General features: G+C 69.3%; 13 protein-coding genes. 11 read left to right on the top strand and 2 right to left on the bottom strand.

Annotation, left to right across the window (positions count from 1 at the left end; all coding sequences use genetic code 11):
• The first annotated feature begins 10 nt into the window (after positions 1 to 10).
• The 10 genes from OD997_RS10940 (at position 11) to hemL (ending at position 8,305) form a co-directional block, all read left to right on the top strand.
• Positions 11 to 349 (top strand): metalloregulator ArsR/SmtB family transcription factor, encoded by a 339-nt coding sequence (locus OD997_RS10940; RefSeq protein WP_434331593.1) that lies wholly within the window; start codon positions 11 to 13, stop codon positions 347 to 349.
• Positions 350 to 431: 82 nt separating this feature from the next.
• The gene (gene hemG, locus OD997_RS10935; RefSeq protein WP_434331592.1) at positions 432 to 1,976 is read left to right on the top strand and encodes a protoporphyrinogen oxidase; all 1,545 of its coding nucleotides are present in this window, start codon (positions 432 to 434) and stop codon (positions 1,974 to 1,976) included.
• Between the two features lie 199 nt (positions 1,977 to 2,175).
• Positions 2,176 to 2,598, top strand: a complete 423-nt coding sequence (locus OD997_RS10930; protein WP_434331591.1) for a hypothetical protein — start codon at positions 2,176 to 2,178, stop codon at positions 2,596 to 2,598.
• 1 nt (position 2,599) lies between these two features.
• Positions 2,600 to 3,007 carry a phage holin family protein gene (locus tag OD997_RS10925; RefSeq protein ID WP_210096085.1) on the top strand — a complete coding sequence of 136 codons (408 nt, stop codon included), beginning with the start codon at positions 2,600 to 2,602 and terminating at the stop codon, positions 3,005 to 3,007.
• Positions 2,994 to 3,275 carry a hypothetical protein gene (locus OD997_RS10920; protein WP_082477971.1) on the top strand — a complete coding sequence of 94 codons (282 nt, stop codon included), beginning with the start codon at positions 2,994 to 2,996 and terminating at the stop codon, positions 3,273 to 3,275. Before OD997_RS10925 ends, OD997_RS10920 begins: the two co-directional genes overlap by 14 nt.
• Positions 3,276 to 3,394: 119 nt before the next feature.
• The gene (gene hemQ / locus OD997_RS10915; protein WP_434331590.1) at positions 3,395 to 4,072 is read left to right on the top strand and encodes a hydrogen peroxide-dependent heme synthase; all 678 of its coding nucleotides are present in this window, start codon (positions 3,395 to 3,397) and stop codon (positions 4,070 to 4,072) included.
• A gap of 4 nt (positions 4,073 to 4,076) precedes the next feature.
• Positions 4,077 to 5,096 carry a hydroxymethylbilane synthase gene (hemC, locus tag OD997_RS10910; RefSeq protein WP_434331589.1) on the top strand — a complete coding sequence of 340 codons (1,020 nt, stop codon included), beginning with the start codon at positions 4,077 to 4,079 and terminating at the stop codon, positions 5,094 to 5,096.
• A complete protein-coding gene (locus OD997_RS10905; protein WP_434331588.1) occupies positions 5,093 to 5,884 on the top strand; it encodes a uroporphyrinogen-III synthase in 792 nt (263 codons plus the stop codon). Before hemC ends, OD997_RS10905 begins: the two co-directional genes overlap by 4 nt.
• Positions 5,881 to 6,858: a porphobilinogen synthase gene (gene hemB / locus OD997_RS10900; protein ID WP_434331587.1), complete on the top strand. Its 978-nt coding sequence runs from the start codon at positions 5,881 to 5,883 to the stop codon at positions 6,856 to 6,858. The genes OD997_RS10905 and hemB overlap by 4 nt, the downstream gene beginning before the upstream one ends.
• A 124-nt stretch (positions 6,859 to 6,982) precedes the next feature.
• Positions 6,983 to 8,305, top strand: coding sequence for a glutamate-1-semialdehyde 2,1-aminomutase (gene hemL / locus OD997_RS10895; protein WP_434331586.1), 1,323 nt, complete (start codon positions 6,983 to 6,985; stop codon positions 8,303 to 8,305).
• A gap of 128 nt (positions 8,306 to 8,433) precedes the next feature.
• On the opposite strand, the gene OD997_RS10890 is transcribed toward hemL, so the two are convergent.
• Complete coding sequence (locus OD997_RS10890; RefSeq protein WP_434331585.1) at positions 8,434 to 9,846, bottom strand: DUF222 domain-containing protein; 1,413 nt, start codon at positions 9,844 to 9,846, stop codon at positions 8,434 to 8,436.
• A gap of 145 nt (positions 9,847 to 9,991) precedes the next feature.
• Here OD997_RS10890 and OD997_RS10885 point away from each other — a divergent pair, with 145 nt between their 5' ends.
• A complete protein-coding gene (locus OD997_RS10885; protein ID WP_434331584.1) occupies positions 9,992 to 10,441 on the top strand; it encodes a hypothetical protein in 450 nt (149 codons plus the stop codon).
• Positions 10,442 to 10,518: 77 nt separating this feature from the next.
• Here OD997_RS10885 and OD997_RS10880 read toward each other — a convergent pair whose 3' ends face one another.
• Entirely contained in the window at positions 10,519 to 12,423 is a 1,905-nt protein-coding gene (locus tag OD997_RS10880; RefSeq protein ID WP_434331583.1) for an ATP-binding cassette domain-containing protein, read from the bottom strand.
• Positions 12,424 to 12,490: the final 67 nt, after the last annotated feature.

The raw sequence follows: 12,490 nt of genomic DNA, 5'->3' as shown, positions 1-12,490 counted from the left end.
TATTGCACACATGGCAGATAGCGCGTCAGAGATCTTCGCCGCGTTGGCCCACCCGACCCGGCGTCAGATCCTCCAGGACCTCAAGGAGGGGGAGCTCGCGGCGGGGGAGATCGCCTCGCGATTCTCCTCGAGCGGGCCGACCATCTCGCGACACCTCAGCGTGCTGCGTCAGGCCGGCCTCGTCAGCGAGCGCCGCGATGCCAACCGCATCCTGTATTCGCTGGTGGGCGAGCGTCTGGCGCTCTCGGTGGGGGACTTCCTGTCGACCGTGTGCCCCGAGCAGATGGTGCTCCGCGAGGTGCGCAAGCGCGGTTCCGGTCGTGGCGCACAGACTCCCGCCGAAGCCTGAGCGCGCGCCCTGTCAGTGCGGAGGCCTGTTTCTCCGGCCTGCGACCGGATTCCGTCCAGGCTGCGGGTGAAAGGATTGACCCATGACCCCGAAGCCCGCGAACCGTGAGTCGACCCGTGCCGAGCCCGCCGATCTGGCCGCCCGCGCCGCGAATCGACACATCGTCGTGGTCGGCGGTGGCATCGGCGGGTTGATCGCGGCCCGCGAATGCGTGAAGGTCGGCATGCGCGTGACCCTGCTGGAAGGCTCGGATGCCGTGGGCGGAGCGATCCGTCGGGCCGAGCTCGACGGGATCGTGGTCGATGCGGGGGCCGAGAGCTACGCGACTCGAGGCGGCCGAGTGCGCGCGCTCCTCGAGGAGCTCGGGCTCACCGATCGCATCGTCGCTCCCGCCGCAGGAGGCGCCTGGCTCGCCGGCATCCCCGGCGTCGGTGCCGCACCGCTGCCCGTGGGTGGCATCCTCGGCATCCCCGGCAATCCGTTCCAGGAGGACGTGCGTCGCGTCATCGGCTGGTCGGGAGCGTGGCGCGCCTATCTCGACCGTGTCCGTCCCCCGCTGACGATCGGCCACAACCACAGTCTCGGCAAGCTGGTGTCGTCGCGGATGGGGGCCAAGGTCCGCGACCGTCTCGTGGCGCCCGTGACGACCGGTGTGTACTCGGCGTCACCCGACGACGTCGACGTCGACATCGCCGCACCGGGGCTCAACGCCGCGCTGACGAGCGTGGGGTCGCTGTCCGGCGCCGTCCAGGCGCTGCGCGAGCAGAGCGCATCGCGTGCGGCTCAGGCGTCGCGGGCCGCCCAGGCTCCTGGCGCCGCGGTCGAGGGGATCGACGGCGGCATGATGGTGCTGGTCGATGCCCTGGTCGCCGACATCGAGAAGCTCGGCGGAGTCGTGCGCACGGGCGCCCGCGTGACGGAGATCACCAAGGCGGGGGATGCCTGGTCAGTGCGGGCCGAGGCGAAGAGCGGTGCCGACGCGAGCGATGAGACCGGTGCCGCTGAGGCGGAAGACCTCGATCTCACGGCTGACGGAGTCGTGATCGCGACGTCCGAGCATGTCGCGCGGCGGTTGCTCGAGAAGACCGTGCCTGCGCTCGCCGAGACCACGGCGGCAGAGGCTCCGGAGATCGAGATCGTGACCCTGCTGTTGGCTGCGTCGGCGCTGGACGGCGCTCCGCGCGGCACGGGGGTGCTGACGGTTCCCGGAAGTCACACGGCCAAGGCGCTGACCCATTCGAGTGCGAAATGGGGCTGGGTGCGCGAGGCGGCCGGCGGCCGACATCTCCTCCGCGTGTCGTTCGGGGCGCAGGGCGAACCGGCGGCGACTGCCGCCCTCGACGACAACGGTGCCGCGAGAGTCGCGCTGCGCGAAGCATCCTCCCTGCTCGGCGTCGCGCTCCCCGAAAGTGCCCTCATCGACGCGCACCGCGCGCGCTACGTGCAGTCGCAGCCCGCGTCGATCATCGGCTCGGCTTCGCGACGCGAGGCGGCGCGAAGCGCAATCCAGGCGGTCTCCGGGGTCGCAGCGGTAGGGGCGTGGCTCGCCGGCACGGGTCTCGCGCAGGTCATCCCGGATGCGCGGGAAGAGGCGGATCGCCTTCGTCGGGCGCTGCTCTGGGACTGATCCGGCGGCGCGGCGTGTCACGAGGCTGCGGTCCGCAGCCTCGCTCGCCCTCGACGAAACCGAAAGTCGCTCTGGTGTCAACCCCGTGCGAGATAGATGCCGAAATCGGCATACGGGGCTACGCTGGACACCTGGCAGGCGGCGCCGAGCCGCCGGTTCGCCGCAGGGCGTTCGCACCGGAACAACGTGAGGAGACCCCATGAAGGGGAAGATCGGACTCGTCGTAGGGCTCGGCGTGGGATACGTCATCGGAACGCGCGCAGGACGCGAGCGCTATGAGCAGATCAAGACGCAGTGGCTCAAGGTCTGGAACCTCGACCCGGTGCAGGAGCAGGTCGAACGGGTCAAGGGCTACGTCGGCGACAAGGCCGCGGCCGTGCCCGGTGCTATCTGGACCGGTGTGCAGAAGGTCGTCAAGTCGGCCAGCGGTGGCGACAAGACCGCCGGCCAGCGCCTCGACTCGGCCGTCGCCGCAGGCAAGAAGGCCGCTGAGGACATCGTCGACGCGACCGAGGATGCCGTCGACGAAGCCAATGACGCCGCGAACAAGCCCGCCGCCAAGAAGCCTGCTGCCAAGAAGCCGGCATCCTCGCGCTCGACCGCTGCGAAGTCCGGTAGCTGACATGCCCCGCGGATACCGCGACCGCGCCGAGGACAGCCTGCTGTCCCTGATCGGCGACCTTCCCGAACTCATCAGCAGCCTGGTCAAGGCCGAGATCAACGCGGCCAAGGCGTGGGTCTCGAGGACCGCGAAGGATGCGGGCATCGGTTCGGTCTGGTTCCTGGTCGCCCTGTTCTTCCTGTTCTGGGCCGTGCCGGTGATCCTGGTGTTCGCGATCGCAGGGCTGTCGTCGTGGTGGCCGGTATGGCTCTCGGCGCTGGCCGTGCTCGGCATCCTGATCCTCGCCGTGCTGCTGTTCGCGCTGCTCGGCATCCTGAAGTTCCGCAAGGTGCTCGCCCGGAAGAACCCCGCGCAGGCGGTGGGCGAGGACATCCGACTCGTGAAGGAGGCCGGCGATGACGAACTCTGACATCACGAGGTCGCTGCCGAAGACCGCCGTCCCCGCGGGGATCGTCGATCCTGTGCAGTCGGCCCGTGCCGAGCTGAAGGCCGCTCTCGCGGCGATCGAGGTCAAGGGCAACTTCCCGCGGCGGATCGACAAGGCGTCCAAGCGCGCGGCGGCGAAAGCGCGTGTGTTCGCCGACCGCAACCCCGCGGCTGCGATCGCTGCGGCCGTCGGGGTCGCGGCAGTCGTCGGCGGAGCCGTCTGGGTCATCGCTCGGGCGCTCTCGCGCTGATCCCCTCGGGCACTCTCGCGCTGACCTCCTCGGGGGCGCTGCGGCGCCGACCGAGGCGTCTCTCATCCGCATCCTGACTCGCGTTCGCGAGTGCTCTGCAAAGGGGGCAGACTGGTCGTATGTCCGATGAGCGCGAAGAGAACCCGTCCGGCTTCACCCTGTGGGCGGTCTGGCGACGAAACCCCGACGTTCCGGTCACCGAATCCGACTCGACCGAACTCGAGACGATCGTCTCGTACGTCGAGGACTCGGGCGTAACCGTCCGCGGCTTCTACGACGTCTCGGGCCTGAAGGCCGACGCCGACCTGCTCGTCTGGCTGCACGGTGACACCGCAGAAGACCTGCAGAAGGCGCTTCGGCGCCTGCGTCGCACCGAGCTGCTGCGCACGCTGCTGCCGGTCTGGAACGTGATGGGCGTGCACCGCGACGCGGAGTTCAACCGCGCCCACGTGCCTGGTTTCCTGCGCGGCGTCGAGCCCAAGGACTGGCTATGCCTGTACCCGTTCGTGCGCACGCCCGAGTGGTATCTCGCGCCCGAGGAGGAGCGTCGCAAGATGCTCGCCGATCACGGTCGCAAGGGCGCCGCATTCACGGGCGTCATCGCGAACACGGTGGCCGCATTCGCCCTCGGCGACTATGAGTGGATCCTGCCGCTCGAGGCCGATGACGTCACCGAGCTCGTCGACCTCATGCGCGACCTGCGCTACACCGATGCGCGTCTGTACGTGAAGGAGGAGATCCCCTTCTACACGGGGCGTCGCCTCCGGTTCGACGAGATCGCGGACGTGCTGCAGTAGGCCGATGATGAGCATTCAGAGCACTCGGACCACACCGATCCGACTGGGCACCCGCCGCAGCGCGCTCGCGCAGGCGCAGTCCGGTCACGTCGCCGCCGCCCTCGAGAAGATCTCGGGTCGCACCGTCGAGCTCGTTCCGATCACGAGCGAGGGCGACACGAACCGTGCCTCCCTGTCGGAGATCGGCGGTCAGGGCATCTTCGCCACGCGTCTGCGTGAGGCGCTGCTCGCGGGAGAGTGCGACTTCCTCGTGCACTCCTTGAAAGACCTGCCGACCGCGATCCCGGAGGGCCTCGTCATCGCGGCCACCCCCGTGCGCGAGGACGCCCGCGATGTCGCGATTACCCGTGGGGGCACGCCGCTGCATGAGCTGCGTTCCGGCAGCAAGGTCGGCACCGGGTCGCCCCGGCGCATCGCGCAGGTGCGACGCAGGGCTCCGCACGCCGAGGTCGTCGACATCCGCGGCAACGTGGACTCCCGGCTGCAGCGGGTCGCATCGGGGGAGCTGGATGCCGTCATCCTGGCCGCCGCCGGACTGTCGCGTCTCGGCTCCGACTCGCCGCTTCGGCGCGAAGAGCTCGGTCTCGCCGAGTGGCCGACCGCACCGGGGCAGGGATCTCTCGCGGTCGAGACCAGGACGGACGCTCCGGAGGAGTTGCTCTCGGCGCTCGCCGAACTCGACGACGAGGCCACCCGCCTCGCCGTCACGGTGGAGCGCGCGGTGCTCGAAGGACTCGACGCGGGATGCCAGGCGCCGATGGCCGCACATGCGGTCGTCGACGGCGATGAGATCCGCGTCAGAACGGTGGTCTACGCGACCGACGGGACCCGGCGTATCGGCCTCGACGTCACCGAAGCCCTGAACGGGGAGTATATTCGTCGGAACGGCAGCGGCAATGGAGCGGATGCTGCCGGTGGTGCAGACCCGATGCACGCAGCACGCGAGATCGGGTTGTCTGTCGCCCATCGGCTGCTCGAGCAAGGGGCGGCCGACCTCGTCTCCCGAGAGCATTCCTCATCATGACCAATTCGAAGCAGGACCGACCGCTGGACGGCTGGCGCATCCTCGTACCCCGCGGAGGCCCGTGGGGCGACGGTGTCGCAGCGAGCCTGCGCGCGCAGGGCGCGGTGCCCGTCGTCGCGCCGCTGATCAACTTCGCGCCGACCACCGATCAGGCAGCCCTCGATGTGGCGCTCGCACAGCTCGCCGGCGGGTCGTACGACTGGCTGACCGTGACGAGTGCGACCACCGTCGACGTGATGTTCGCGCACCGTGCCGTCGTGCCACGCAGCACGAAGATCGCCGCTGTGGGTGAGACCACGGCTGCCGCGCTGCAGGCCGTCGGATACGAGGTCGCTCTCGTTCCCGAGCAGGACAACTCGGCCGAGGGCATGGCCGAGCAGCTCATCGCTCTCGAGACGCAGCCCCGCCGCATCCTCGCCCTCCGCAGCGAGATCGCGAAGCCCGTGCTCAGCGTGCTGCTGCAGGAGGCCGGGCACGACGTCGACAGCGTGGTGGCATATCGCACGGTCGGCGTGCCTGTGACGGATCGCATCAAGCGCGATGTCGAGAACGGCCGCATCAACGCCATCCTGATCACGAGCGGTTCTGTCGCGGCGCAGGTGCGCGAGCAGTTCCCCGAGATCCCCGACGAGACGCTTCTCGCGGCGATCGGTCCTCGGACCGCGAAGGATGCCGGAAAGGCCGGTCTCCCGATCACGGTCGTCGCCGACAAGCAGACCGTGGATGCGCTGATCGACGCGGTGTCGACCTTCACCCTCCCGCACGCGGCAGACGAGCTGGCGCCGTGAGCTTCCCCGACGTCCGACTGCGCCGACTGCGTCAGTCCCCGGCCGTTCGCGGTCTGGTGCGTGAGACCTCTCTCGAGGAGCGCCAGCTGGTGCTCCCGCTCTTCGTGCGCGAGGGCATCACCGAGGCGGCGCCGATCGGCTCGATGCCCGGGGTCGCTCAGCACTCGCTCGACTCTCTGCGCAAGGTCGCGACCGAGGCCGCCGAGGCAGGCGTCGGCGGCGTGATGCTGTTCGGTGTGCCCGCCGTGCGTGATGCGCAGGGCTCGGGCGCGGATGACCCGAAGGGCATCCTGAATGTCGCGACCGAGGTGCTCGCCGCCGAGGTCGGCGACGCGCTCGTCGTGCAGACCGACCTGTGCCTCGACGAGTTCACCGACCACGGGCACTGCGGCGTTCTCGCGGCAGACGGCTCGGTCGACAATGACGCCACACTCGAGCGGTACACCTCGATGGCGCTCGCCCAGGCCCGCGCCGGATCCCAGCTTCTCGGCCTGTCGGGCATGATGGATGGCCAGGTCGGAGTGATCCGCAAGGCGCTCGATGCCGAGGGCTTCACAGACACCCTGCTCCTCGCCTACGCCGCGAAGTACGCGAGCGCGTTCTACGGCCCGTTCCGCGAGGCCGTCGACTCTCAGCTCACGGGCGATCGCCGCACCTACCAACTCGACCCCGGCAACCGTCGTGAGGGCGTGCGCGAGGCCGTCGTCGACGAAGAAGAGGGTGCGGACATCGTCATGGTGAAGCCGGCCATGGCCTTCCTCGACGTGCTGCGCGAGGTGCGCGACACCGTGCATATTCCTGTGTGGGCATACCAGGTCTCGGGTGAGTACGCCATGATCGAGGCCGCTGCGGCGAACGGCTGGATCGATCGTCGCGGGTCGATCCTCGAGTCCCTGCTGTCGATCCGTCGGGCGGGTGCCGACGTCGTCCTCACGTACTGGGCGACGGAAGCCGCCCGCTGGCTGCGGCGCTGAGCGAGTTCTTTCTCCTCGGGCTGAGTCGCTGTCATCGCGTCCTCTTCTGAGTCCGGTGCACAGGTGTGCGGGCTAGCCTGGAGAGGATGCCGGGAGAGCTCCGCGCATCGTTGAGGAGTGTGCTGTGACCGACCGCAATGACGACCTGTTCTCCGCTGCACGCACGGTGATCCCCGGCGGCGTGAACTCGCCGGTGCGCGCATACGGCTCCGTGGGCGGTACGCCGCGCTTCCTCGCTTCGGCGAAGGGCGCGACGGTCACGGATGCCGCGGGCAACGAGTACGTCGATCTGGTCGCCTCGTGGGGACCGGCGCTGCTCGGACATGCGCAGCCGGAGGTCGTGGCCGCGGTGCAGGAGGCCGCCACCCGCGGACTCTCGTTCGGCGCTCCGACCGAGGGCGAGGTCGAACTCGCGGCTCTGATCGCCGACCGCGTGCGGTTCGGCGAGGTCCGGCCCATCGAGCGCGTGCGTCTCGTGTCGACGGGCACCGAAGCCACCATGACGGCGATCCGCCTCGCGCGCGGAGCGACCGGCCGGGACCTGCTGGTGAAGTTCGCCGGGCACTACCACGGGCACTCCGACGGCCTCCTCGCGGCGGCGGGGTCGGGCGTCGCGACGCTCGCACTGCCTGGCTCCGCCGGGGTTCCCGCGCCTATCGCCGCCCAGACCCTGGTCATCGACTACAACGACCCCGACGCGCTGGCAGCGGTCTTCGCCGAGCACGGCGATCGCATCGCCGCGGTGATCGTCGAAGCGGCCGCCGCCAACATGGGTGTGGTGCCGCCTGCGCCCGGGTTCAACCGACTGCTCGCCGACACCGCCCACGCGCATGGAGCGCTGCTGATCCTCGATGAGGTGCTGACAGGCTTCCGTGTGCACCCCGCAGGTTTCTGGGGGCTTCAGGCTGCGGCGGGGGAGGACTATCTGCCCGACATCATCACCTTCGGCAAGGTCGTCGGCGGGGGGATGCCTCTGGCCGCTCTCGGCGGACGCGCCGAGGTCATGGACATGCTGGCGCCCCTCGGCCCCGTCTACCAGGCGGGCACGCTCTCGGGTAATCCGCTCTCTGTCGCAGCAGGCCTCGCGACGCTGCGCCTCGCGACACCGGAGGTCTATGCGACTGTCGATGCGGCGGCTGCTCGCATCGCCGGAGCGCTGGAGACCGCGCTGACGGATGCCGGAGTCACGCACGCCGTAGCCCATGCAGGGAACCTTTTCAGCGCATCCTTCCGTGCCTCTGCGCCTCGTACGTATGCCGAGGCACAGGCCCAGGAGTCGTTCCGATACGCCCCCTTCTTCCACGCCATGCGCGAGCAGGGTGTCGCGTTGCCGCCGAGCGTGTTCGAGGCGTGGTTCCTCACCGCCGCTCACGGCGAGGAGGAACTGCAGCGCATCGAGGCGGCGCTTCCGATCGCTGCCCGCGCCGCGGCGCAGGCGAACGCCTGAGTCGCCGGCCGAACCGTCGGCACCCCACTTCGCTCAGACACACCCGTTTCGCTCTGGCGAGAGCGCTTCGCTCAGACGAACGCGCTTCGCTCAGACGAACGCGCTTCTCTCAGACGAACGCGCTTCTCTCAGACGAACATCACTCGCCGTCGCGGTGAATCTCTGTAGGTACGCCCGAGCGGGCTGAGCCAGTCGATCGTTCCGTCCGGACGCTGGTGCGCCGTCCACCTGTGGTCGTCCGCGATATCTGGATGCTTGATCACGTGGTGGGTGGCGCAGAGGTGACCCAGATTGTGGACATTCGTCTTGCCACCCTTCGCATGATCGAAGGTGTGGTCGATCTGGCACCGATGCACCGGCATTCTGCATCCGGGGAAACGGCAGTGCTGGTCTCGGGCCCGCAGGAATCGTCGCATCGGCTCGGTGGGCCGGTAGGTGTCTGTCTCGACGACCAGGCCGGTCGGATCGAGGAACAGGCGTGACCACCCGCCGTTGCGGCCGGCGAGGTCGCGAGCGATGTCGGGGTGGAGCGGACCGTGCCCGTCGAGCTGGGCGGACCGATCATCACATCCGGCGAGAGTGGTGGCGGCCACCGTGACATGGATTCGACCCTGGATGTTGTCGAGTCCCGTGCCGTTGGCGGCGCTCGGGTCGGAGGCGAGCAGGAGGTCGATCAGCAGGTCGGCCCGCACCTGATCGATCGTTCGGGTGTCTGCGGGGATGTGCTCGACCGCGGGCCCCTCGGGGCAGGTGGGGTCGGTCGTGAACGTCCCATCGCCGAAGATCGCGTAGTCGTCGCGTGACGGATCGTCGTGAGCGATGTCCTCCGGATAGATCGGGTCCTCGCCGTCATCGATCGGTTCGAGCACCGGCTCGCGATCGTCGCGACCGCGGATGACGGCGTGCGCGAGCTGGGTGAGGCGATCGAGGATCGCCGTGGCGAGATGCTCGGGCAGCACGACAGTCAGGACGGAGAGCCCGTCTCCTGCCGGCCGCACGGTCACCGTGCGCTCCGACGCCGCTTGTGCGTGGCGCTCGGTGGTCGTCGAGCCCGCCAGCACCGCTGCCAGTTCGCGCAGATGCACGCGTGTGCGCGCAGCGGTCTCGCCCTCGGCGACGATGACGGCGACAGTGTCGTACAGCGGCAGCACATCGGCGTCCGCTCGGCCGTTGTTCACGGCCTCGCGCACGACTCCGGCAGCTCGTACGATCTCGCGGACGTGTGCGCCGCTGATGGTGCCGCGCCGGAATGCCTCGCGCACGCGCGGGTGGCTGGCGTCGAGGAAACCCGCGTCGGTGAAGGCGTATTCGATGCTGCCCTGGGTCAAACGGCCGGCCGCCGAGTACTCGGCGACCATCGATCGATGGATCGCATCACGGTGGAACGGGCTGTCATCGGAATCGGTACGGGCGAGCCGCATCCGCTCGGCGAGGAGGTCGGATGCCTCGGCCTCGAGACAGGCGATCTGCCGCCGCTTCTCGACCCATGAATCGAGCAGCGCCCTGCGCTGTTCGAGACCGTTGGCGGTGGCGGATGTCATGCTCCGAGTCTAGTAGATTTGTTCGAAAGTCGTGCGGAACATCGGAATGGAAGAGAGGTGGAATCGTGGGAACCGACAATGGATCGTTGCCTTCCTGTGAGCAAGACACAGACATCTGGGAGGCTGCCGCTGGCAGACTGGACGCATGGTGACGTTGCTGCTCGACCAGACGCAACTCGAGATCGTGCTCTCGCCGATCGAGCGTGCGGCGAGCTTCCACCGCGACAACGTGCGGCTCGTCCGCGACACCATCACCAAGGTGCAGCTCGTCGATGACGCCTGGGCCTGGCTCCGAGGCGTGCCGAACCCCGGAACGCACATTCCCGGTATCCTCGCCGCGGGCACGTGGAAAGCCGCCGGAAGCGTGGATTTCGTGCTGATCCGACGCCGCCGCCCCAGTGTGGTCATCGACCTCGCGGGCGATGAGCAGTACCGGCGCCTGATCCTCACGACCAAGCACGGCCTGGCACTGACCCAGGCCCTCCGACTCGATGTCTCGGATGAGCCCGCGGACGTCGAGGAGATCGTCGCCACATCGCCGACTCCGGTGTCGAAGGGCAGCCGCCGCCCTGTGATCCGTCCTCGGCCGGCCTGACCGCCTCCCAGAACGACGAACGCCCTCCGCAACCTTTCGGCGCGGAGGGCGTTCGCATGGAGGTCGGCGGCGCGGCCTCAGGACTGGTGGTGCTCGCCCTCGTGGTGCTCGCCCTCGTGGTGCTCGTGCTGCTCGCCCTCGTGGTGCTCGTGCTGCTCGCTCTCGTGACCCTCACGGTGCTCGGCATGAGCGTCGGCCGGCGCCTCGGATGCCTCAGACTCGCCCAGCGGGTAGTCCTTCGGCTCGTCCTCGTAGTAGGCGCGTGCGGCTGCGGCGAGCATCGAGCTGACGGCCGCGGAGCGCGGGTCGTCGTCCGATGCGTCTTCCCCGCCGGCCGAGTCTGCGTCTTCATCGGACTCCGACTCATCGGATGCCGGGACCTCGGTGAAGAACTCGACTCCGGAGTGCTCGTCGATGCCCTCGGCAGCGGGCGCGGACTCGTTCTCGGCGCCGGGATCAGTGGCGACGGACGTCCCGAACAGGATCTCATCGAACGAGGGGCGGGCGCCCTCCTCGGAGGGCGCATCGCCACGATCGGATGCATCGTCGGCATCCCCGTCGTGCGCGGAGCGTTCGGGGGTCTCGGTGGCCTCGGAGGTCTCGGCGGCCTCGGAGATGACGTCTGCCGCATCTTCGGCGTCATTCGCGTCGGATGCGTCGGCCGCGTAGCCGAGCTCCGCCGCCGCGTGCTCGACGTCGCGTGCCGCAGCCGCGGCGTAGGCTGCGTCGTCGGCCTTGGCCTCTGCCGCGTCAGCAGCAGCAGCGTCAGTCCGAGCGGCGTCCGATTCCGCAGCATCCGAGTCCGCGGTGTCGACGGACGCATCCGCACCAGCCTCGGTTTCAGGGGCCTCGGCGTCGATCTCCGCGCCCTCGTCGACGTTCGCCGCGTCGTCCGCAGGAGCATCCTCAGCGTCGTCCGAGCTGTCTTCCGCGTCCACCGTCTCGACGGAGGCGTCCGCAGCGCTCTCGCCGATCACCGCAGGCAGGACCGTGGTCGCGGGAGCGGCGTCCAGCGCAGCATCCGACGACTGCGCCTCAGCCTCAGGGGTGATGAACTGCGAGGCGGCCGCGATCGCGTGCGGTGCGAGCGTGCCGCCGCGCACGAGCTCGATGAACACGTCTTCGAGCGTGGGGCCGCGCTGCACCAGCGTGGTGAGGGCGATGCCGGCCGATGCCGCGATGGCGCCGACCTTTCCGGCGTTGCTGCCGCGGACGGTGAGCCCGGAGCGGAGCACCTCGACCTCGAGGCCGGCGACCGAGAGCGCCGCCTTCAGCGCGGCGCGATCCGCGGCATCCACGACGACCGATCCGGCAGACGGGTCTGCGAGCTTCTCGATGCCGCTCGACAGCATGAGCTGCCCCTTCGAGAGCACGAGGACGTGGTCGGCGACCTGCTCGATCTCGCTCAGCACGTGCGAGGAGACGAGCACAGTGCGACCCTCGTCGGCGAGGCGGCGCATGAGCAGACGCATCCAGCGGATGCCTTCGGGGTCGAGTCCGTTGGCCGGCTCGTCGAACACTAGGGCACCGGGGTCGCCGAGCAGGGCGTGGGCGACGCTCAGTCGCTGACGCATGCCGAGCGAGAAGCTGCCGATGCGTCCTTCGCTCTCGTGCTCGAGACCGACCAGCGAGAGGACCTCGTCGACGCGCGACAGCGGGATGCCGTTGGCCTTGGCGGCCATGGTCAGCTGGCGCGCGGCCGAACGTCGAGGGCGGTAGACCGTCTCCTCGAGCACCGATCCGATGGTGCGCAGGGGGTGGCGGAGCTCGGGGAATGCGACCCCGCCGATCGTGGCCGTGCCGGAGGTGGCGCGCACCTGACCGAGGAGGATCCGCAGCGTCGTGGTCTTGCCGGCCCCGTTCGGGCCGAGGAAGGCGGTCACGACACCGGGCTCGACTCGCGCGGAGAAGTCGGACACCGCCGTCACGTCATTGAATCGCTTGGTGACGCGCGTGAACTCGAGCACCTGTCCGTCGGGCATCTGCGACCTCTCGTTGCAGTGGGCAGTTCTCTCTATCCTGCCGGAAAAGCCGCCGGATCGCGCATTT

Origin of the sequence: Microbacterium sp. CGR1 (assembly GCF_051062835.1) — a bacterium.
In the GTDB taxonomy this organism is placed as follows: domain Bacteria; phylum Actinomycetota; class Actinomycetes; order Actinomycetales; family Microbacteriaceae; genus Microbacterium.
This window is presented reverse-complemented; position numbering and strand designations above follow the sequence as displayed.